At 69.0% G+C, this 21,881-nt stretch carries 16 protein-coding genes and 1 pseudogene; 9 read left to right on the top strand and 8 right to left on the bottom strand.

Annotated features, from left to right (window positions below):
- Window positions 1-5 precede the first annotated feature (5 nt).
- From pgsA to E1267_RS17205, 4 genes are all read right to left on the bottom strand, one after another.
- The gene (pgsA, locus tag E1267_RS17220) at window positions 6-578 is read right to left on the bottom strand and encodes a CDP-diacylglycerol--glycerol-3-phosphate 3-phosphatidyltransferase (RefSeq protein ID WP_132333587.1); all 573 of its coding nucleotides are present in this window, start codon (window positions 576-578) and stop codon (window positions 6-8) included.
- Complete coding sequence (gene rimO, locus E1267_RS17215; protein ID WP_132333586.1) at window positions 575-1,984, bottom strand: 30S ribosomal protein S12 methylthiotransferase RimO; 1,410 nt, start codon at window positions 1,982-1,984, stop codon at window positions 575-577. The genes pgsA and rimO overlap by 4 nt, the downstream gene beginning before the upstream one ends.
- A 69-nt stretch (window positions 1,985-2,053) precedes the next feature.
- Window positions 2,054-2,806 carry a helix-turn-helix domain-containing protein gene (locus tag E1267_RS17210; RefSeq protein ID WP_132333585.1) on the bottom strand — a complete coding sequence of 251 codons (753 nt, stop codon included), beginning with the start codon at window positions 2,804-2,806 and terminating at the stop codon, window positions 2,054-2,056.
- A 95-nt stretch (window positions 2,807-2,901) separates the two neighbouring features.
- Window positions 2,902-5,424 (bottom strand): DNA translocase FtsK, encoded by a 2,523-nt coding sequence (locus tag E1267_RS17205; protein WP_132333584.1) that lies wholly within the window; start codon window positions 5,422-5,424, stop codon window positions 2,902-2,904.
- 192 nt (window positions 5,425-5,616) lie between these two features.
- Here E1267_RS17205 and E1267_RS17200 point away from each other — a divergent pair, with 192 nt between their 5' ends.
- On the top strand, window positions 5,617-8,070 hold the full coding sequence (locus tag E1267_RS17200; RefSeq protein WP_165959653.1) for a SpoIIE family protein phosphatase: 2,454 nt from the start codon (window positions 5,617-5,619) through the stop codon (window positions 8,068-8,070).
- Here E1267_RS17200 and E1267_RS17195 read toward each other — a convergent pair.
- From E1267_RS17195 to E1267_RS17185, 3 genes are all read right to left on the bottom strand, one after another.
- Window positions 8,063-8,995, bottom strand: a complete 933-nt coding sequence (locus E1267_RS17195) for an aldose epimerase family protein (RefSeq protein ID WP_132333582.1) — start codon at window positions 8,993-8,995, stop codon at window positions 8,063-8,065. The two genes, E1267_RS17200 and E1267_RS17195, sit on opposite strands and share 8 nt — an antisense overlap.
- A complete protein-coding gene (locus tag E1267_RS17190) occupies window positions 8,992-9,954 on the bottom strand; it encodes a LacI family DNA-binding transcriptional regulator (RefSeq protein ID WP_132333581.1) in 963 nt (320 codons plus the stop codon). Before E1267_RS17190 ends, E1267_RS17195 begins: the two co-directional genes overlap by 4 nt.
- Before the next feature lie 98 nt (window positions 9,955-10,052).
- Window positions 10,053-10,847, bottom strand: coding sequence for an NAD-dependent epimerase/dehydratase family protein (locus E1267_RS17185; protein ID WP_165959652.1), 795 nt, complete (start codon window positions 10,845-10,847; stop codon window positions 10,053-10,055).
- Window positions 10,848-10,982: 135 nt separating this feature from the next.
- On the opposite strand from E1267_RS17185, the gene E1267_RS17180 reads away from it, so the two are divergent.
- The 5 genes from E1267_RS17180 to E1267_RS17160 all read left to right on the top strand — a co-directional run bounded on the left by E1267_RS17180 (window position 10,983) and on the right by E1267_RS17160 (window position 15,832).
- Window positions 10,983-12,296, top strand: a complete 1,314-nt coding sequence (locus E1267_RS17180) for a sugar ABC transporter substrate-binding protein (RefSeq protein WP_132333580.1) — start codon at window positions 10,983-10,985, stop codon at window positions 12,294-12,296.
- Complete coding sequence (locus E1267_RS17175; RefSeq protein ID WP_132333579.1) at window positions 12,293-13,222, top strand: carbohydrate ABC transporter permease; 930 nt, start codon at window positions 12,293-12,295, stop codon at window positions 13,220-13,222. The genes E1267_RS17180 and E1267_RS17175 overlap by 4 nt, the downstream gene beginning before the upstream one ends.
- Complete coding sequence (locus E1267_RS17170; RefSeq protein ID WP_132333578.1) at window positions 13,219-14,079, top strand: carbohydrate ABC transporter permease; 861 nt, start codon at window positions 13,219-13,221, stop codon at window positions 14,077-14,079. Before E1267_RS17175 ends, E1267_RS17170 begins: the two co-directional genes overlap by 4 nt.
- 67 nt (window positions 14,080-14,146) lie before the next feature.
- Window positions 14,147-14,914 carry an IclR family transcriptional regulator gene (locus E1267_RS17165; protein WP_246063976.1) on the top strand — a complete coding sequence of 256 codons (768 nt, stop codon included), beginning with the start codon at window positions 14,147-14,149 and terminating at the stop codon, window positions 14,912-14,914.
- Between the two features lie 12 nt (window positions 14,915-14,926).
- Window positions 14,927-15,832 carry a 5-dehydro-4-deoxyglucarate dehydratase gene (locus E1267_RS17160; protein WP_132333577.1) on the top strand — a complete coding sequence of 302 codons (906 nt, stop codon included), beginning with the start codon at window positions 14,927-14,929 and terminating at the stop codon, window positions 15,830-15,832.
- 260 nt (window positions 15,833-16,092) lie between these two features.
- Here the strand turns inward: E1267_RS17160 and E1267_RS17155 are convergent, their stop codons facing one another.
- Complete coding sequence (locus E1267_RS17155) at window positions 16,093-17,562, bottom strand: aldehyde dehydrogenase (NADP(+)) (RefSeq protein ID WP_132333576.1); 1,470 nt, start codon at window positions 17,560-17,562, stop codon at window positions 16,093-16,095.
- 105 nt (window positions 17,563-17,667) lie between these two features.
- Between E1267_RS17155 and E1267_RS17150 the strand changes: the two genes are divergently transcribed.
- The 3 genes and pseudogenes from E1267_RS17150 to E1267_RS17135 form a co-directional block, all read left to right on the top strand.
- Window positions 17,668-18,924: a glucarate dehydratase family protein gene (locus E1267_RS17150; RefSeq protein WP_132333575.1), complete on the top strand. Its 1,257-nt coding sequence runs from the start codon at window positions 17,668-17,670 to the stop codon at window positions 18,922-18,924.
- Window positions 18,918-20,258 carry a hypothetical protein gene (locus tag E1267_RS45330; RefSeq protein ID WP_181957813.1) on the top strand — a complete coding sequence of 447 codons (1,341 nt, stop codon included), beginning with the start codon at window positions 18,918-18,920 and terminating at the stop codon, window positions 20,256-20,258. Before E1267_RS17150 ends, E1267_RS45330 begins: the two co-directional genes overlap by 7 nt.
- Before the next feature lie 1,131 nt (window positions 20,259-21,389).
- Window positions 21,390-21,766, top strand: a pseudogene (locus E1267_RS17135) (transposase family protein); the annotation flags it as partial.
- Window positions 21,767-21,881 lie beyond the last annotated feature (115 nt).

Raw genomic sequence — 21,881 nt, 5'->3', positions numbered from 1 at the left:
ATCGATCACTCCCCCCGCGCGCGCTTGGCGACCATGCGCAGCCGGATCGCCCTGGCGACATAGTCGACCCCCGTGCCGACCGTGACGGCCACCGCCGCGCCCATCACCACCCACCGGACGGGACCGGGCACGAACGGCAGCAGATAGAGCACGATGGCGGCGATCTGGAGCACGGTCTTGACCTTGCCACCGTAGCTGGCCGGGATGACGGCGTGCCGCAGCAGCACGAACCTGAGCGCCGTGATGCCCAGCTCTCTGCCGAGGATCACGACCGTGACCCACCACGGCAGCTCGCCCAGGATCGACAGGCACACCAGGGCCGCGCCGGTGAGCGCCTTGTCGGCGATCGGATCGGCGATCTTGCCGAAGTCGGTGACGAGGCCGTAGCGCCGGGCCAGCTCGCCGTCGAGGTGATCGGTGATCGAGGCCACCGCGAAGACCGCCAGCGCGGCGATCCGCCAGCCCGTGCCCGGCACGAACAGGCAGACGACAAAGAAGGGGACGAGCACCAACCGGAGGACCGTGAGGACGTTGGCGATGTTCCACGGGCTTACCACACGGCGCTCGTCCCTTTTCATGGACCGGCCTTGATGCGCGCGATCAGATCGACCCCCTCGGCGTCGACCACGACCGCGCGCACGATCTCTCCCCGGACCAGGCCGATGCCCTGCACCGTGACCGAGCCGTCGACCTCGGGGCCCTGGTGGGCGGCCCGGCCCTCGTAGCCGCCGTCACCCAGGTCGTCGTCGATCAGCACGTCGACCTCTGTGCCGATGCGCTCCTCCGCGCGTTGCGCGGTCAGCTCCTCGGCCAGCTCGGTGAGCGCTCGCACCCGCTCGTCGACGACCTCCTGAGGGAGCTTGCCCGGCAGCTCGGCCGCCTCGGTGCCGTCTTCGTCGGAATAGCCGAACACGCCGATGACGTCGAGCCTCGCGGCCTCGAGGAAGGCGACCAGCTCGCCGAACTCCTCCTCGGTCTCGCCGGGGAAGCCCACGATGAAGTTGGAGCGCACGCCCGCCTCAGGGGCGTGCTCGCGGATGCTCTCCAGCAGCCCGAGGAAACGCTGAGGGTCGCCGAAGCGGCGCATCCGGCGCAGGACGGAGCCGCTGGCGTGCTGGAAGGACAGATCGAAGTAGGCGGCGACGCCCTCGGTGCCGGTGATCACGTCGATCAGGCCGGGACGGAGCTCGGCCGGCTGCAGATAGCTGACCCGCACCCGCTCGACGCCCTCGACGGCCGCGAGCTCGGGCAGCAGCTTCTCCAGCGCCCGCAGGTCGCCCAGATCCTTGCCGTAGGACGTGGAGTTCTCGCTGACCAGGACGAGCTCGCGCACGCCCCGGTGGGCCAGCCAGTCGGCCTCGGCCAGCAGGTCCTCCGGCCTGCGCGAGACGTAGGAGCCGCGGAAGGCGGGGATGGCGCAGAACGTGCAGCGCCGGTCGCAGCCCGAGGCCAGCTTGAGCGAGGCGACCGGGCTCTCGTCGAGCCGCCTGCGCAGCACGCGCGGGCCGCTCGCGGGCGCCAGCCCTTCGGGCAGGTCGCCGTGGCCGGGGATGTTGGGCCTGGGCGCGCTGGCACGGTCCACCGGCGAGATGGGCAGCAGGGTGCGGCGGTCACGCGGTGTGTGCGGCTTGAGCGGCCGGCCGGCGACCACGTCGTCGAGGCGGCCGCCGATCTCGGCGTAGTCGTCGAAAGAGATCACCGCACTGGCCTCGGGCAGCGCGTCGGCCAGCTCGTTGCCGTAGCGCTCGGCCATGCAGCCCGCCGCCACCACCTTCGCGCCGGAGTCGGCGGCGGCCAGCAGCGTGTCGATGGAGTCTTTCTTGGCCGACTCGATGAAGCCACAAGTGTTGACGACGACGACGTCGGGGTCGTCGTCGCCCAGCTGCCAACCGGCAGCCTCGAGTCGCGCGGCCAGCTCCTCGGAGTCGACCTCGTTGCGCGCGCAGCCCAGAGTGATCAGTGATGCGGTTCGGCGGGATGACATGGTGAACACTACGGTATCGGGAGTTGGCCACCACCCGATGCACTGGCTCCCTCAGTGACCGCCGCGCGACTACCGCGCCTGCGTCTTCGGCGGGCCGAACGAACGCCGCACCGACTCCCCCGCCTCGCCGAGCGACGTCACCTTCTTGCCGTTGACCTGCACCGACACGGCTCCCGCGTCGGCGATCAGCACATTGACCTTGCCCTCGGCCCGCCAGGTCGACGTCTTTCCCGCTTTGAGCGTCCCCGCGAAGAGCTTGCGGCCCTCGGCGTCGCGCACGTTCACGTACGACGACCGATTCGCCTTGATCCGGAGCGTCACCATGCCCTTCTTGGCGGCCCTGGGGCGCGGCGTCTCGGTGATGGGCGTGTTGGGCGGGACGCTGGGCTTGGCCGACGCCGCGCGTACGTCCGCCGTGCGGACCTGGTCGCTGGCGCCCCCCAGCACCCGCATCATGCCGAACACCATCACGATCGCCAGCGCCACCCCCAGCGCCGCCGTCCAGTTGGGACCCCGCCGCTCGGGTACGTTGATCTTGCGGTCGGCCTGGAACACGGCCGAGGCGGCCACCGGCTCCGGTGCGCCGCCGTGCTGCTGGTCGAAAAGGTGCACGGTGGACTCGGGATCGAGCCCCACGGCGCGGGCCACGGCCCTGATGTGCCCTCTGGCGTAGAAGTCACCGCCGCATTGGCCGTAGTCATCCTGCTCCATGCGATGGATGATCGTCTCGCGAATATTGGTGGCCGCGCTGACCTGCGCGACCGTCAAACCGGCCGACTGCCTGGCCGCAGTCAGCACGGCCCCGATGCTCTGATCCTGCACAGCGAACGCCTCCCCATGGCGCCTGGACTAACCACCACGACGTTGCGTAGTGGTTCATATTCAACCAGTTATCGCTGGGCATGCACGCATTGGGGTCATTCGCCACGCAGGTCAGCTAGCAATCCCGGCAGATCATCCGGTTTCACCAGCACTTCGCGAGCCTTGGATCCTTCGCTGGGGCCGACCACGTTGCGGCTTTCGAGCAGGTCCATCAGCCGGCCGGCCTTGGCGAACCCGACGCGCAGTTTGCGCTGCAACATCGATGTCGAGCCGAACTGGGTGGTCACGATCAGCTCGGCCGCCTGGATCAGCAGGTCGAGGTCGTCGCCGATGTCCTCGTCGATCTCCCGCTTGACCGGCGCGGCGGCGACGTCGTCGCGGTATTCGGCCTGCATCTGCGCCTTGCAGTACGCGACGATCTCGGCGATCTCCTTCTCCGAGACGAACGCGTTCTGGATGCGGATCGGCTTGCTCGCGCCCATCGGCAGGAACAGCGCGTCACCCTGGCCGACCAGCTTGTCGGCGCCCGGCTGGTCGAGGATGACCCGCGAGTCGGTGAGGCTCGACACCGCGAACGCCAGCCTGGACGGCACGTTGGCCTTGATCAGGCCGGTGACCACGTCGACCGACGGCCGCTGGGTGGCGATCACCAGGTGGATGCCCGCCGCGCGGGCGAGCTGGGTGATGCGCACGATCGAGTCCTCGACGTCGCGCGGGGCCACCATCATGAGGTCGGCCAGCTCGTCCACGATCACCAGCAGGTACGGGTACGGCTGGTAGACCCGCTCACTGCCGGGCGGCGGCTGCAGTTTGCCCGCCCGCACGGCCTTGTTGAACTCGTCGACGTGCCGGAACCCCGACGCGGCCAGGTCGTCGTAGCGGCGGTCCATCTCGCCGACCACCCATTCGAGGGCTTCTGCGGCCTTCTTCGGGTTGGTGATGATCGGCGTGATCAGGTGGGGGATGCCCTCGTAGACGCTGAGCTCGACCCGTTTGGGGTCGACCAGCACCATGCGCACCTCGTCGGGCGTGGCCCGCATCAGGACGCTGGTGATCAGCCCGTTGACGCAGACCGACTTACCGGCGCCGGTCGCGCCCGCGATGAGCAGGTGGGGCATCTTGGCGAGGTTGGCGACGATGGTGCGGCCCTCGACGTCCTTGCCCAGGCCGACGATCATCGGATGGTGGTCGGCCTGCGCGACCTGGGAGCGCAGCACGTCGCCCAGCGCCACCAGGTCCTTGTCGGCGTTCGGGATCTCAACCCCGATCGCCGACTTGCCGGGGATGGGAGACAAAATCCGGACGTCTGCCGACTTGACGGCGTACGCGATGTTCTTGGTGAGCGCCGTGACCTTCTCCACCTTGACCGCGGGCCCCAGCTCGATCTCGTAGCGGGTCACGGTCGGTCCCCGGGTGAACCCGATGACCTGCGCGTCGATGCCGAACTGCTCCAGCACGCTGGTCAGCGCGTTGACCACGGTCGTGTTGGCCTTGGTCTGCGGCTTCGGCGGCGTGCCCGGCTTGAGGTACTGCAGGTCGGGCAGGCTGTACGGCCCCGCCTGCGGTGACAGCACGAGCTGCTCCACCTTGCGCGGCGCCGGCGTCGGCTCGGGAGGCTCGGGCTTGCGCTCCAGGTCGGGAGCGGGCGCCGCCTCCTCGTCCGTCAGACCCGGCACGATCTCCGGGGAGTGGTCGGTGTGCTTGTCCTTCTCGGCCAGCACGGGCGTGTCGTACGGCTTGACGAGGTCGCCGCCCTCGCCGTCCTCCGCCTTCTTCGACCTGGCCCGCTTCTTGGACGGCGCCTTCGGCGTGGAGCCCTTGGGCTCGGCCTCGGCGTGCCGTTCGAACAACAGATGCTTGAGCTCGGCCAGCCGCTCGGGAACCCGGTGGACGGGGGTGGCGGTGATCACCAGCACGCCGAATCCCGACAGGATCAGCAACAGCGGGATCGTGATCCACGGCGGCAGGATGCTCATCGGCGGCGCCGACACGATGAACCCGATCATCCCCCCGGCCTGCGACACCTTGTCCATGCCCTGGCCCTCGCCCGCCGGATAGGGGGTGCCGTTGGCCACGTGGATGACGCCGAGCACGCCGATCGACAGGGCGGTCCATCCGATCACCATGCGCCCGGTGTCGGCGTTCTGGTCAGGGTGGCGCAGGTAGCGCCAGGCCAGCAGGCCGAGCAGCAGCGGCAGCGCCCAGGCCAGCGACCCGAACACGCCGCGCGCGGTCGTGTTCACCACGCTGGAGACGGCGCCGTCGCTGTTGCGCCACGTCATGCTCGCGACCACGATGGCGGCCGCCAGCACCGCCAGCCCCACCCCGTCGCGCCGGTGCGCGGGGTCGAGCTCGCGGGCGTTCTTGCCCAGCGCGCGGGCTGTGCTGCCGACGCCGTTGGCGACCAGCATCCACAATCCGACGATCAGTTTGCCGATCATCGTGAAGACCCAGCTGATCGGGTCCTGGTGGGTCACGGAAGGCTTGCGGCCGGTGGCGGCTCCCTTGGCTCTGGACCGTCCCGGCGACGTGCCTCCGCGCTTCGCGGAGGTCGAGCGAGACGAGGTCGACCGCTTCGCCGGCCCCTTCGATGCGCTTTTCGGCGTACGGGTGGCCATGATGCCAAAGGTACGTCGGAGACACCGCGGAACGCGCGGAGGCTCGCCGGTGTCGTCGTATTCCGGCACCTTGGAGCCGGCGGAATCCCTCGCTCCCATGGGGATCATCGACAACCGGAGGTGGCGAGGCCGCCGGTCTGCCACTCTGAGAGTGACCAAGGTGCCACATCGAGTGATGTTCTAGGACGCATAGTGGACACGACCCGGGTGTCGAGCACGGCCTTCGAGGGCACACCGCATGCTCCGGCCCACGCGCGCAAGTTCGTCCGCCAGGTCCTCGGCGAGTGGCGACTGAGCCACCTCGCCGAGGACGCCGTGCTGCTGACCAGCGAGCTCGTCACCAACGCCGTCGTGCACGCGGGCACCGGGATCGAGCTGACCTGCCGCCTCGACGTGGACGACGGCCCGGCGAAGCTGGAGATCGAGGTCGACGACCATCTGCCCGCGCGGACGATCGACGAGTGCGGCGTCATGCCCGCCGTCACCCCCGGGTCCGAGGTACGGCCGTCGGGGCGTGGCCTCGCGCTCGCGGGCATGCTCGCCGACGCCTGGGGGGTCACCTACACGCGGACGGCCAAGCGGGTCTGGGTGCGGCTGGAGCTCGCGGACGGCGGCGACGGGCAGGAGGCCGTGGCGGGCCCGCCGGCCACGGCCTCCGTCGACACCCTGCACGTGGGCGTGGTGGTCTCCGACGACGACGGGCTCGTGCGGTCATGGAACTCCGAGGCGCAGCAGCTGCTCGGCTGGCCTCCTGAACAGGCGATCGGCCGCCCGCTGGCCGACCTGGTGGCCTGGCGGGGCCACGGCCCCTACGCGCTGTCGCTGACCGACACGCTCGGCCTGGGCCGCTGGCGCGGCGAGGCGCGCATGCGGCACGCCGACGGCAGACTGGTGCCCGTCTACGTCTCCCACCTGCGCACCAAGGGGCGCGCCCGGGAGCACAGGTCGATCTGGATGGTGGTCGCCGGCGACCACCGCTACGTGCTGACGCCGCCGCCCGCGCCGCGCAGGGAGGCGGGCCGGCGCATCAAGGACCTGCTCGACCAGGACATGCCGTTGCCGGAGCTGCTCGACACGATCGCCAGGATCGTGCAGATGTCCAGCGGCGGCGACGCCGCGTACGTGCTGCTCCCCGCGGAAGGCGGCAACCGGTTCGGCGTGGCGGCGGGCGCGGGCGCGACGGCGGGGCTGGTGGGGATGCTGGCCACCGGCGTGTTCGGCGCGGAGCGCAAGACGCCCACGGTGATCGAGGACCTGCTGGCCGGTGACGTCGAGCTGGCCGAGCAGCTGCGCGCCCGTTCGCTGGCGTGCGCGCCGCTGCTCCTCGCGGGCGAGGTGACGGGTTACCTCGCGGTGACGGCGGAGCAGCCCGGCCGCTTCGACCAGGAGCTCACGGTGAGCCTGCAGCACATTGCCGACCAGGTGGCGGTGCAGGTGCAGCGCGAGCGGCTGGCCGAGCAGGACCGGGCGCACCGGGGCCGGCTGTCGTTCCTGGCCGAGGCGGGCGAGCTGCTGGCCGGCGTGCACGACGAGGAGCTGATCGCGGCGCTGACCGCGCAGCTCGTCGTGCCCAAGATCGCGACGTGGGCGGCCGTCTACCTGACCGACCTCGCGGGCATGACCAGGCTCGCCCACGTCTGGCACAGTGAGGAACACCACAACGCCGACCTGCGCAAGTCGCTGCCCGCGGTCTCCCGCGCTGCGCTCGACGAAGTGAGCTGGCCGTCCGGCCCCGAGGCGGTGCTGTCGTTCCCACTGCTCACCCAGGGAAGGTCGCACGGCGCGCTGGTGATCGGCCGCACCGAGCCGACGCTGCCGCTGGAGGTGGCCGACCTGCTGGCCGACCTGTGCCGCCTGGTGGCGCTCAACCTGCACACCGCGATGCTCTACGCCCGGCAGGCGACCACGTCACGGGTGCTGCAGCGCAGCCTGCTGCCGATGCGCGTGGCGCCCATGCCCGGCCTGGAGTCCGCCGTCGTCTACGAGCCCGCCGAGGAGGGCGCGGACGTCGGCGGCGACTTCTACGACCTGTTCACGGTGGGCGACCACTGGTGTTTCGCGCTGGGCGACGTGTGCGGCAGCGGGCCTGAGGCGGCCGCGGTGACCGGGCTGGCCCGCCACGCCGTACGCCTGCTGGCCAAGGAGCACTACACGGTGGCCGACATCTTCGACCGGCTCAACCAGGCGCTGCTGGAGGATGACGACGACGAGGGCAGGTTCCTCAGCCTGCTGTGCGGCGAGCTGACCCCGCTACCGCAGGGCGGCGCCCTGTGCACGATCGCCTCGGCCGGGCATCCCCCGCCGCTGCTGCTGCGGGCGGACGGCCTGGTCGAGGCGGTGGCGACGCCGCAGTTGCTGCTGGGCATCGAGGCCGGCGCCAGGTTCTACGTCGAGACGTTCGAGCTCGCCCCCGACGACGTGCTCCTGTGCGTGACCGACGGCGTGACCGAGCGGCGGGACGGCACCCGGCTGCTGGACGACGGCAACGGGCTGGCGGCGCTGCTGGCGCAGTGCCGAGGGCTGAGCGCCCACGCGGTCGCCGAACGGGTGCGGCACACGGTCGAGACGTTCGCCCCCGAGCCGTCACAGGACGACGTGGCCCTGCTGGTGATCAAGGCCGCCGCCGCCCTGCGCCCGGTCAGATGAACCGGTAGGTGGTGGACGAGGTGCGGATCTCGCCCGGCCTGAGCACGGTGGAGGGGAACTGCGGCTGGTTGGGCGAGTCGGGGAAGTGCTGGGTCTCCAGGCACAACCCGGCGAACGGCCCGTACGGCGTCTCGACGCCGTCCAGCATGCTGCCGCTGTAGAACTGCACGCCGGGCTCGGTGGTGGTGACCTCCATGGTGAGCCCGCCCGCGCTCACCGTGATGTCCCCGTCGAGCACGAAGCAGTGGTCGTAGGCGCCGTCGCAACGCTTCCCCACGGCGTGCGGCTCGGTGAAGTCGAACGGCGTGCCCTTGACCGGCGCGAGCTCGCCCGTCGGGATCTTGCCCTCGTCGACCGGCAGGTAGTGTTCCGCCTCCATCCGGATGACGTGGTCGAGCACGTCGCCGCCGCCCTTGAGGTTGAAGTAGGAGTGGTTGGTCAGGTTGACCACGGTCGGCGCGTCGGTCTTGGCGGAGTAGTCGATCCGGAGGGCGTCCTCGGCCAGCGTGTACGTGACCGTGGTGGTCAGCGTGCCCGGATAGCCCTGGTCGCCGTCGGGGCTGGTCAGCGCGAGCATCACCGACGCGTCCGTGAGGCCGGCGATGGTCCACACCCTGTGGTCGAAGCCCTCGGTGCCGCCGTGCAGGCTGTGGGCGCCGTTGTTGATCGGCAGGTGGTATTCGACGCCGTCGAGGGTGAAGCGCCCGTTCGCGATGCGGTTGCCGTAGCGGCCGACGACGGCGCCGAAATAGCGGCTGCGGGTGAGGTAGTCCTCCAGCGTGTCCAGGCCGAGCACGACGTTCACCCCGGACACCTCCAGGGTGCGCACGATGGCGCCGTAGGTGAGCACCTCGGCGCGCAGGCGCCCCGATGACAACTCCACGCGTTCGACCTGCTCGCCTGACGGCAGCGTTCCGAAGTTCATGTTTGGGCCCTTCCCGTGGACTCGCGGACTATGAGGGCGGTGTCGAGGGTCACGGTCGCGCCCTCGCCCCCCGACTGGAGCAGCAGGTCGACGGCCATCCTCCCGGCGGCCGCCGCCGGCATGGCCACCGTGGTCAACTTGGGCCTGTTGAGCCGTCCGGGCAGGATGTCGTCGAACCCGATCACACTTATCTGGTCTGGTACCCCTATCTCCATCGCCGACAGTCCCTCGATGAGGCCAAGCGCGACGAGATCGTTGTAGGCGAGCACCGCGCTCGCGCCGCAGGCGGCCACGTCGGCCGCCACGGCCAGGCCGCCGGCCTCCTTCGGCTGGTTGGGGCCGAAGAAGACCAGGTCGAGGCCGGGCGTCTCGGCGGCCACGCCCTGCATCTCGTTGCTGGTCCACGAGCCGATCGGGCCGGACACGAGCGCGATCCTGCGGTGGCCGAGCCCGGTCAGGTGCTCAAGCGCGTGCCTGGCGCCCTGGGCGACGTTCATGAGCACGGCGGGCATGCCCTTGATGCGCCGGTTCACCACAACGAACGGCACGTCCTCCGCCAGGCGTTCGATCATCCGGTTCGACAGCCGGGGGCTGCACAGCAGGACACCGTCCACCTGCTTGGTGAACGTCCTGATCAGCTCCTCCTCGACCCGCGGGTCCTCGTCGGTGTCGGCCACGAAAACGTGGTAGTCGCGCCCTCTGGCCTGCGCCTGTGCGGCCTTGATGAGCGGCGGGAAGAACGGGTTGGCGATGTCGGCGACAATGAGGCCCATGTTGAACGTACGGCCGGTCGTCAGTGCCCTGGCCGCCCGGTTGGGCCGGTAGCCGAGGTCGTCGGCGGCGGCCAGCACGCGGGCCCGGGTGGCGGGGTTGACCAGGTGCGGCGCGGAGAAGGTGCGCGACACGGTGGACACGTGGACGCCGCAGGTGCGGGCCACGTCCTTGATCGTCGCCGCCATCGCCGTCCTCCCTTGCAAACGGTTGCCAGACTAAACCTTGACCTTCACGCCCTTGACCGTCAAGGTTCTTGCAACCGGTTGCTAGAGCGGTGCGGGGTTCACCAGATGCCGCCGAGTTCGTTGAGCGTGAACACGCCGCCGGCCCGGTGGTGCAGCGGCTCCGACAGGTCGGGCTCGCCCTGCTCCGCGATGAGCGCGGCGGCCTGGGCCTCGGAGTCGTCGCGGGAGACGTACCCGATGGCTTTGGCCTCCTCCAGCGACCACCAGCGGCGGGTGTTGTCCGAGACGCCCCAGACCACGTGGTAGCCGGGCGCGGTCAGCCCGGCCTCGACGAGGCGGGCGAGGTCGTCGGGCGAGATCCAGGTGGCCAGCCCCCGCGTGTCGGCCGACGCCTCGTTGCAGGTGCCGAGCCTGATCACGGTGACGTTCACGCCGAACCGGTCGTGGTAGAGGCTTCCCAGCGCCTCCATGACGACCTTGCTCACGCCGTAGTAGCTGTCGGGCCGGGGAAAGGCGTAGTCGGGCAGGTCGGCACCGCCGGGCGGCCTGGTGTGGAATCCCGCCGCGTGGTGGCTGCCCATGAGCACGAGGTGCTCGACACCCTCATGGCGTGCCGCCTCCATCAGCACGTGCATGCCCTCGATGTTGGCCCGTACGATGTCGGCCCAGGGCCGCTCCCTGCTCTGACCGCCCAGGTGGAGCACCGCGTCCACGTCCTTCATGGCCTCGGCCACGGCGGCCGGGTCGGCGAGGTCGGCCTCCACCCATTCCTCACCGGGGCCCGGCTCGACGGCATGCAAGTCAGAGAGGCGCAGGATGCGTCCCTCGCGGGCGAGTCGCGAGCGGAGCAACGTGCCGACTTTTCCCGCGGCCCCTGTCATCAGAATGCGCATGTTCCTTGGTGTACACGATTCTGGCCGAAATTCACATCCTTGAATATTGACCGTGAACAGGATCAGTGATTACGGTCACAGTCACATATCCATGTGCACGACTCATGTCCACGTATGTGAACGGGAGGCGGTCTGATGTCACGACGTCTGCTCGGGACCGCGATCATCGCGTCCCTGGCCGTTACGCTGACAGGCTGCGGTTCCGGGGGATCAAGTCCAGAAGACAACAACAGCTTGGAGATCTGGATCAGGCAGCCGGCTGATTCCGATGCTGCCAAGACCGCACAGAAGCTCGCCGACGCATTTACCAAGGCCAGCGGCACTCCATCGAAAGTCGTCGCGATATTCGACGACTTCGAGACCAAGCTCAACCAGCAGGCGGCGCAGAAGCAGCTTCCCGACATCGTCATCAACGACACCGCCCAGATCGGCGCCATGCAGTCGCAGGGCTGGCTCCAGGAAGTCGACAAAGCCTCCCTGGCCGGCAGCGACCAGGTGTCGGAGCTGGCGTGGAAAGCCGCCACGGCCAGTGACGGCAAGACCTACGCGGCTCCGTTCTCCGCCCAGGCGTTCGCCCTGTTCATCCGTAAGGACTGGCGGGAGAAGGTCGACATGGAACCGCCCGAGACATGGGAGGACCTGGCGACACTCGCCACCGCCTTCACCGAGAAGGACCCCGACGGCAACGGCAAGAAGGACACCAGCGGCTTCGTCATCCCCGCCGGCACCAAGCGCGGCTACGCCTCGTGGTACGCCTCCTCGCTGATCTACGCCAACGGCGGCGACTTCGTCAAGGCCAACGGCCCCGGCGCGTTCACCGCCACGATGAACGACCCCAAGACCGTCGAAGCCGTCCAGTACCTTCAGGACCAGTTCTGCACGACCAAGACGGTCAACCCCGGCGCGGTCAGCAACGACACGACCGTCACGCACGAGGTCTTCGAGAAGGGGCAGGGCGGCATCTACCTGACCGGCCCGTACGTGCTGTCCAGGTTCGTCAACGGCATCGGCACCGACAAGCTCGAGGTCGTCCCGGTGCCCAAGGGCCCCTCCGGCGGCCCCGGCACCCTCGGCGAGGGCGAGAACGTCTACCTCATGGCCGGCTCCGAGAACCAGGAGGCGCAGAAGAAGTTCGCCGAGTTCGCCATCTCCGCCGAAGGCCAGCGGATCGGCATGGACAAGGACAACAGCGGCCCCATCGTCCGGCTCCCCGTCAACACCCAGGTCGACATGGCCGGCGAGCGCCAGGACCCGCGGTGGAAGGTGTTCCAGGAGTCGTACGAGCACGCCGTCTACGCCCCGCCGGTGACCAACTGGGCACCGATCCGCCAGGACTCCGCCGACTCGATCAACGCCGTCTGGGCCGACTGCTCCGCCGACGTCCGGGCCAAGATGGAGGAGCTGAACACCAAGCTCACTCAGGAACTGCAGAGCCAGCAAGCGTCATGACGTCCACACTCACGCCGGCGCGGAGCTCGGCGGCGCCCCCTCACCGCCGCACCAGATCGGTGCGGTGGCGGGGGCCCGTCGTCGCGTGGTTGTTTCTGGCGCCCGCTCTGGTGCTCTTCCTGTACTTCAAGTTCATCCCGATGTTCGTGGGCCTGTGGAAGAGCCTGTTCAAGGTCCAGACGTTCCTCGGTGACGAATGGGTCGGCCTGCAGAACTACCAGACGATCATCTCGGACGACGAGTTCGCCTCGGCCATCTGGCACAGCGTCGTGCTGGCGCTCGGCACCACGGTCGGCTCCATCGTGCTGGGTCTCGGTCTCGCGCTGCTCATCGAGGGGCCGGCGCGATACCTGTGGTTCGTCAGGACGGCCGCCTTCCTGCCGGTCGTCACCACGATGGCGGCCGTGGCCGAGGTCTGGCGGATCATGTTCCACCCGGCCGACAGCGGCATGCTCAACATCATCATCGGCTGGGCGGGCATCGGCCCGCAGCCCTGGCTGGCCAGCGAGGACTCCTCGTTGTGGTCGATCATGATCATGAGCATCTGGCGCGGCACGCCGTACGACATGATGATCTTCCTGGCCGGGCTCGTCGGCGTTAACCGCACCCTCTACGAGGCGGCGGCCGTGGACGGGGCCACCACCTGGCGGCGGCTGCGGCACATCACGCTGCCGGCGCTGCGGCCTGTGTTCTGGATCCTGTTCACGCTGGCGGCCATCCGCGGGCTGCGGGTCTTCGTCGAGGTGTACGTGCTCACCAACGGCGGCCCGAACGGCTCCTCCGAGGTGCTCATGACCCTGATCTACAAGCTCGGCTTCCAGAAGAACGAGCTGGGCGTCGCCTCGGCGGGCGGGATCGTGTTGTTCGCCGCCACGTTGGCGCTCACGGTGGTCGTGCAGATGTTGCGCAGGAGGCAGACGACATGAGGTTCGACAGCGCTCTGGGCCTGGAGTCGCGCAAGGGTCCGCTGGCCATCGCCGGAAAGACCCTGATTTATGGCCTTATGGTGGTGGTTTTCACCGGGCCGCTGGTCGCGCTGCTCATGAGCTCGTTCAGCAAGACCCTCGACCCGACGTCCTTCTCCCTGTGGCCAGACGAGTTCACCCTGGACAACTTCGTCCAGGCCGGGGAGAAGAACGTCTATCTCTACCTGCTCAACTCGTTCGTGGTCGTGGGCTTCGGGCTGCTGCTGCAGATGCTGGTCAGCGTCTTCGCCGCCTACGCCCTGGCGCGCAAGAGGTTTCGCGGCATGACGTTCGTGATGCTGCTCATGCTCGCCACGATGATGCTCCCCGAGGAGATCATCGCGATTCCCCTCTCGCTCGTCCTGGCCGACATGCCGCTGCTGAACCTCAACCTCATCGGCACCTACGCGGGCATGATCCTGCCCGTCGGCGCCTGGGGCTTCTCCATTCTCGTGATGACGGAGTTCATGAAGGAGGTGCCGGTCGAACTGGAGGAGGCCGCGCGCATCGACGGTGCGGGCGAGCTGCGCATCTTCGCCACGATCATCGTGCCGCTGTGCCGCCCCGCGCTCGGCGTGATCGGCGTCTTCGGCTTCACCATGATCTGGGACCAGTATCTGCTGCCGCTGATCGTCGCACCGGCGTCCGACATGTGGACACTGCCCATCGCGCTGCGCTCGCTCCGCTCCGACGAGGAGGTGGGGATCGGCGTGCTGCTCGCCGCCTCGCTGCTGGCGCTGCTCCCCTCGATCATCGCGTTCCTGGCCTTCCAGCGGCAGTTCATGCGCGGCCTGACAAGCGGCGCGGTCAAGGGTTAGGCGTCCACGTATATGGACGGTATCCCATATCCTGGATGTCTTCAGCCGCCGAAGGATACGAGATGGGATGAGTATGGAGCCCCAGCTGGTCAAGTCCGCCGAGCGGACGGTACGCATCCTCGAAGCCCTGGCCGACTCGCACCACAGCATGACACTGTCGGAGCTCCAGCAGCGCACCGGATTTCCCCGAAGCAGCCTGCACGCTCTCATGCGGACCTTGGTCGAGCTCAACTGGGTGGAGACCGACACGGCCAGGTCGGCCTTCGGGATCGGGCCGCACGCGCTGCTGACCGGCACCGCGTACCTCGACAAGGACCCCGCGCTCCCCTTCGCGCAGGAGACGCTGGAGGACCTCCGGGACGAGATCGGGCAGACCGTGCACTTCGCCCGGCGAGACGGCGCGCACGTGCTCTACCTGGCGACCAGGGAGTCGCGCGACGCCGATCACGTGATCCCCCGGGTGGGGCGGCGGCTGCCAGCGCACGTCACGGCTCTCGGTCAGGTGCTGCTCGCCCAGCTCACCGACGACGAGGTCATGACGCTCGTGCCGGAGACGCTGGTCGGGCTGACCCCCCACACGATCACCGACATGACCAAACTGACCGGCGAGCTCGACCAGGTCCGCACGCGGGGCTGGTCGTACGAACGCGAGCAGGGCACACCCGGTGTGGCCTGCGTGGCCGTGGCGGTCGACTACCGCATCCCGGCCACCGACGCGATCAGCTGCTCCATGCCCGCCGAACTTGGGCCCGCCGACGTCGAGCGGATCACCGAAGCGGTGATCCGGCACACCCGCAAGCTGGCTGCCACTCTCCGCAGGGAGGGCATCCGCTAGAAAGGACTGTTGATGCGGCTAGATGGTGTTCTCTTCTTTCCCGTGACCCCCTTCGGCGCCGACGGCGGCCTCGCCGAACCCGCTCTGGCCGGGCACATCGCCGACGGGGTCGCGGCCGGGGCGGGAGGAGTGTTCACCGCGTGCGGCACCGGCGAGTTCAGCGCCCTCGACCTCGACGAGTACACCAGGGTCCTGGCCGTTTCCGTCCAGGCCGCCGACGGGCGCGCGCCCGTCTTCGGCGGCGCGGGCGGCCCGCTGCCCGCCGCCAAGGCCATCGCCAGGGCGGCAGCCGCCCAAGGCGCCGACGGACTGCTGCTCATGCCTCCCTACCTGGTCACCGGCCCCTCCAGCGGCCTCGTCCAGTACGTCCGCGAGGTCGCGGCGGCCGGCGGCCTGCCCATGATCATCTACCAGCGCGGCACCGCGCGCTTCACCCCCGAGGCCGTCGCCGAACTGGCCAAGGTGCCGAACGTGATCGGCTTCAAGGACGGCCTCGGCGACTTCGACCTCCTGCAGCGGATCATCCTGACCGTGCGGAACTCCACGGACCGGCCCTTCACGTTCTTCAACGGGCTTCCCACCGCCGAACTGACCGTGCCCGCCTATCGAGGGCTCGGGGTGAACCTGTACTCGAGCGCCGTGTTCGCCTTCGCGCCCGAGATCTCGCTCGCCTTCTACACGGCTGTGACGGGCGGGGACGAGGTGCTGGCGCAGCGGCTGCTCACCCACTTCTACCTGCCGCTGGTCGAACTGCGCGACCTCGTGCCCGGCTACGCGGTCTCGCTGGTCAAGGCAGGGGTGCGGATCCGAGGGCTGAAGGTCGGAGGCGTACGGCCGCCGCTGGTGGACCCCTCGCCCGAGCACATGCGGTCGCTGGAACGCCTCATCACCACCGGCCTGGAGATCGCCGGCGCCTGACCCCGTCCCCGGTCGAAAACCGGCGCCCGAGGTCGTGCGCGGGCGCCGCGCCGGCTCAGGGCGGACCCACCCCCTCACATGATGGGCTCGGGGCAGGCGTACTCCCTCCCCCACGTGAGGCGGTCCCATACGTGAGGCGGTCCCCCGACGGCGACCGGGCCCGCCCCACGTCCTCGTTCACCTTCCGATGCTCACACCTGCAGCCGCACACACCCGCGGCCGCCTGCCGACGCGCACCCCGGCAGCCGTCCTGCCGGCACTCACACCTGGAGTCGGCCGTCCACCCGGCGTGGGACGGACAGCGGGTTGGCGTCCTTGAGCTCGTCCGGAAGCAGGGCCTCGGGCCAGTCCTGGTACGCCGTGGGCGCCAGCCACCGGTCGATCGCCGTCGCGCCGACGGAGGTGAACGTCGAGGTCGACGAGGGCCACGGACCCCCGTGATGCATCGCCCAGCACACGGCCACCCCGGTCGGCCACCCGTTCCAGATGAGCCGGCCCGCCTTCTTGCCGAGCACCTCGGCGACGTCGCCCGCCTCGGAGGGGTCGGTGCTGTGCACGGTCGCGGTGAGCGACCCATCGAGCCGCTCGAGCACCGCCGGCAGATCGGAGATCTCCCGGTAGGTGACCACGATCGACGCCGGCCCGAAGCACTCCTCGGCGATGTGCGGGAGCTTCTCCGCGAAGGTGTCGAGATCGGTGGTGAACACCTTGGGCGTGACCGCCCAGTTGCCCTCACCGGGCTTGCCCTCGGCCAGCAGCCGCAGCTCGCCCAGCCGCCCGATCCCGCCGAGATAGCCGTCCCTGATGCGCTCGGCCAGCATGGAGCCGCCGCTGGTCCCCTCGACGGCCTCCACCAACGCCTGCCGCAGCTCGTCGTCGTCCGGTACGAACATGAGCCCGGGGTTCGTGCAGAACTGCCCGACGCCCAGCGTCACCGACCCGGCGAACCCCGTGGCCACGTCCTTGGCGGGCGCTGACGGCAGCACGACCACGGGGTTCACGCTTCCCAGCTCGCCGTAGAACGGGATCGGCACCTCCCGCTCGTCGATCAGCTTCTGGATCGCCTTGCCCCCGGCCACCGAGCCGGTGAACCCGACCGCGACCACCTCGGGGTGCTTGACCAGGTCGACGCCCGCCTGCATGCCCTGCACCAGCCCCAGCAGGTCGGGGTCAGGCAGCGCCTCACGGACGATCTTCGCGACCCTCTCGGAGGTGTTCGGGTGACCGGGGTGCGCCTTGACGACCACCGGGCAGCCGGCGGCCAGCGCGGACGCGGTGTCGCCCCCGGCCACCGAGAACGCGAACGGGAAGTTGCTGGCCGAGAAGACGGCGACGACGCCCCGAAGCGCGTGCTTCATCCGGCGTACGTCGGGCCTGGGCGGCGTCAGGGACCCGTCGGCGTGGTCGATGATGGCCTCCAGGTAGGCGCCGTCCCTGATCACCTGGGCGAACAGCCGGAACTGCCCGGCCGCGCGGGCCACCTCGCCGCGCAGCCGTACCTCTCCGAGTGCGGTTTCCTGGTCGGCGAGCTGCCACAGCTCGTCGACGTGCGCGGTGAGCGCGTCGGAGACAGCTTCGAGCCCGCGCGCCCGTTCCTCCGCGGAGGCCGCCCGCCAGGCGGCGCCGGCGGTGGCCGCGGCGGAAACGGCCACGTCGACCCCGGCGCTGTCGGTCTCGGGCAGTGCGGCACCCACGGTCTGGCCTGTCCTGGGGTCGTGTCCGTAGATCATCGAATGGCCCTTCGGAGTCTTGACACTTCTTCAGCCTGATTCTTACAGTTGCGGCAACTTGTCCACAAATCTGGCTATTGTTCACATATCTGGACGGCGGTCGTAATGATCATCAGGCAGATCCGCATAACACCTGTTGCCTTCCGCGATCCGCCCCTTCTGAACGCCGCCGGAGTCCACGAGCCGTGGGCCCTCCGTACCATTGTCGAGGTCGTCACCGATGAAGGTCTGACCGGGTTGGGTGAGACCTACGGCGACTCCGGCCACCTCGGCAAGATGCGCGAATGCGCGCAGGCCCTGATCGGCCTCGATGTGCACGACACCAACACGATGTACGCCCGGATCAGCGCGATCACCGGGCACACCGTCAGCGACCTGCACGGCCTGACCGGTGTCGCCACCAAGGAGAAGAGCGTCGACCGGATCTTCTCCCCCTTCGAGGTGGCGTGCCTGGACATCCGCGGCAAGGCCGCCGGAGTGCCGGTCGTGGATCTGCTCGGCGGCCGGGTCAGAGACGCCGTCCCCTACAGCGCGTACCTCTTCTACAAGTGGGCCGGCCACCCGGGCGAGGAACCGGACAGATTCGGCCCGGCACTGGACGAGGCGGGCGTCGTCGAGCAGGCCCGGCTGCTCATCAAGGAGTACGGCTTCGCGTCCATCAAGCTCAAAGGCGGCGTCTACCACCCGGACCAGGAGATCGCCGCCATCCACGCTCTGCACGAGGCGTTCCCCGGAGTGCCGCTCCGCCTGGACCCCAACGCCGCCTGGACGGTGGAGACCTCGATCCGCGTGGGCCGCGAACTCGAGGGCGCCCTCCAGTACCTCGAAGACCCCACTCCCGGCATTCCCGGCATGGCCGAGGTGGCCGCGGCCGTCCCCATGCCGCTCGCCACCAACATGTGCGTGGTCACCCCCGACCACCTCCCACCCGCCATCGCCTCCCGCGCCATCGGCGTGCTCCTGCTCGACCACCACTACTGGGGCGGCCTGGTCCGTTCCTCTCACATCGCCTCCCTCTGCGACACGTTCGGACTGGAACTGTCCATGCACTCCAACTCCCACCTCGGAATCAGCCTGGCCGCCATGACCCATCTGGCCGCCGCCACCCCGAACCTCACCTTCGCCTGCGACACCCACACCCCCTGGCAGAACGGCCAGGACGTGGTCACGCCCGGCGCCCTCCGCTTCACCGCCGGCGCCGTCCCCCTGCCCGCAGGCCCGGGCCTGGGCGTCGAACTCGACCGTGACGCGCTGGCACGCATGAGCGAGCAGTACGAGAAATGCGGGATCCGGGCCCGCGACGACACGACGTACATGCAGCGCTTCGAGCCCGCCTTCTCCGCGAGGAGGCCGCGATGGTGAACGTCGCCTACGTCTACCCATGGGACGTCGTCGGCGACCCGTCGGCCCCCGAACGCCTCGCCGGCCTGGGCGTCGAAGCGGTCGCGCTGGCGGCCGTCTACCACTCCACCAGGGCCGCCACGCCGTACCACCCCGCACACCGCGTCCTGGACGTGCCCTACCCCGCCTTCTACCTCCCGATGCGGCCATCATCGTGGTCCCGCCTCGTCCCCGCTTCCCCCACCTGGACTCCCGCGGACGCCTACCTCCAGGCCAGGGACGCCCTGAAGGCCGCCGGCCTGCACGTGTACGCCTGGACGGTGCTGACGCACAACTCACACCTGGGAACCGCCCACCCGGACCTGACCGTCCGCAACGCCTTCGGCGACCCCTACCCGTACGCCCTGTGTCCCGCGCACGAGGACGTCATCGAGTACTGCGAGCGCCTGGTCCAGGAGATCCTCACCGTCGGCGAACCCGACGGCCTGATCCTGGAAGCGTGCGGCCCGATGGGCTTCGGCCACCAGAGTGTCCACGAGAAGACCTCCGGGGCCGACTGGACCTCCACGGACACCGACCTGCTGTCCCTGTGCTTCTGCACCGCCTGCGCCGACCGCTACCCCCCGAACACCCGGGACCAGGTCCGCGCCGCCATCGACCGGGCCCTTCCTGCCACGACCACCGCACACACACCCGGGCAACGCCTGTCTCCCTCGAACGCACCAAACCCGGGCATCTCAATCAGCGCAGACACCACCAGCCGGACCGACCCACACAACACCAACCCAACCAACCCACACAGCACCATTCAGACCGACCCACCCGGCGCCAGCCCACAGCCCCGTGTCACCGTCACCATCGACGCCCCGCACGGAACCGCCGACGCCCGGCACGGAACCACCGACGAGGCTCTCGGCCGGCTGGCCGACGAGGTGCGCGCCGTCCGCGTCGAACTGTCCACCGCCCTGCGCGAACGCCTGATCGCCGTCGCGAGGAGCGCCGCCCCCGACATCCCCATCACCCTGCATGCCAACCCGGACCCCTGGGCCGCCGGAGCCTTCGCCCCCCTGCCCTCGGGCGAGCCGGGAGCGGACGTGCTGGTCGCCAACTGCTGGGGCGACCCCACCACGGACGCCGCCCGGCTCACTTGGCTCAAAGAGCTTTCCACTCCGGGTCAGCGCGTGGGCGCCTACGTCCTCGCCCTGCCACCCCGCCCAGCCGACGCGGAAACACTGGCCGACCAGCTCAGGACGTACGCCAAGGCAGGAGCGTCCGAGTTTCACCTCTACCACGCCGGCCTGGCCTCTCCGCAACGCTTGAAAGCCATGAGAGAAGCCTTGCGTCTCCATCGTTAGTCCCCTCGCTCGTGGGTGGCGTGTGTAGACATTGGGGAAGCCGTGTGCGCGCTGCGGTAGACGGTGTGCAGCGCCACGCGAACCCCATGCCACACTGCGATAGTCAATATGCAGACGCCACGCGAACCCTGTGGTAGCGGTGGCCAACAGGTCAAGGGCAGCGGGTGATGCCCTGTGACGAGCGGTGGATCAAATGATCAGCTCGCTCACGTCCTCTGCCCTACCCAGGACGTCACAGCGTTCCGGCAGAGAGGGTTCGCGCCTGCGCCACAACCCCCTCCTGGGCCGCCACCAGCGTACGAGCCAGACCAGGGAGTGTCCGAGCCGACAGCCGCCCGGCGGCAGATAAGTTTCCCTCTATGACTGAACCTTTTCATCCCTGGTTTTAGGGCCTGCCGATCACAGCATGATCGCGGATCTCGCGTTCGCCTGCTGGCATAGAAAACCCCTGATAGACGGGTTGATCAACACAATCACGTCCGCCGAACCAGGGGCTTCACATGCTGTTTCACCGTGCCGCCGTCGAGAAGGGTTCAGTGACGACGCCGCCACCAAGCCACCGCCCGATGGTGCCACTACCAGCGTCGGGCGCTCACACAGTCAAGTGAGCGCCCGGCGAATCGCTAATCCCAGCGCAGCTGGTACGCCCCCTTGGGCGTAGAATTCAATGCGCAGTAGTAGTCCCTGAAGGGAAATGCAACTTGGAAGACCCTCTTAACGGCCTCGCATTGCTTCAAGGTGGCGTAGTAACCCTGTACCCCACCAGCGCTAGCCGGAGCTGAGCTGACAAACAGTGTCATGAACGTTGCTGCTACCAGCGTAGCTGCCGCCAAGGTTCGTCTCACGAAACATCTCCTCCGAGGCCACGCAAATTTAGCTGCCACACCCTGCGCGGCGAATCCTTTATAGCGGGCAGTATTGATGTCCACGGCACCCGGCACCACGCTTATGGCCACCGGGGCTGAAGCATGTACCGCAGCTTAGAGGGCAGCGGTATAGGCGTGGTATGTCGCCGGTATGCGGGGTAGCCATCACTGAGGCTTTCCAACCTGATCGCGCAGGTCAGCAGAGGCGACGCCGGGACGGGTTGGCATGAGAAGAGGCTCCCGGTAGGACAGCAGTCGACCAAGTCCGGCCGGCCGACTCGTCTGGGCCTCACTTGCGATACCCGGCGCCACGAACGACCTGACCGCAGCACGCACCACCGGCCTGATCGACGCGGTGACCGCCGCAGGGGTGAAGACCTTCGCCGACAAGGGATATCAAGGCGCCGGCGGCAGCATCCGCACACCGTTCGAAGGCCATCGGCTGCGGCCGCCTCTGTCTCGCCATCAACGCTCGGTCAACCGCGCGCACGCTCGCATCTGCGCGTGCGGGGAATGCACCGTTGCCACCTTGAAGAGCTGGAAGGTCCTGACCGGTTGCGCTGCTGCCCGCACCGCGCCACCACGATCGTGCAGGCCATCCTCGTCTTGCAGTTCATCGAAGAAGGCCGCTACAGAGGATGAAAGTTCGGGGTGTCATGTCGATCTCGGGTCCGTGATCAGGCCGGTGTGTGCCAGGAAGGCGTCCAGGAGGTCGGGGCGGTACTGCATCTGCTTGAGCCGGCTGCGGATGACCGCG

Source organism: Nonomuraea longispora (assembly GCF_004348345.1).
In the GTDB taxonomy this organism is placed as follows: domain Bacteria; phylum Actinomycetota; class Actinomycetes; order Streptosporangiales; family Streptosporangiaceae; genus Nonomuraea; species Nonomuraea longispora.
This window is presented reverse-complemented; position numbering and strand designations above follow the sequence as displayed.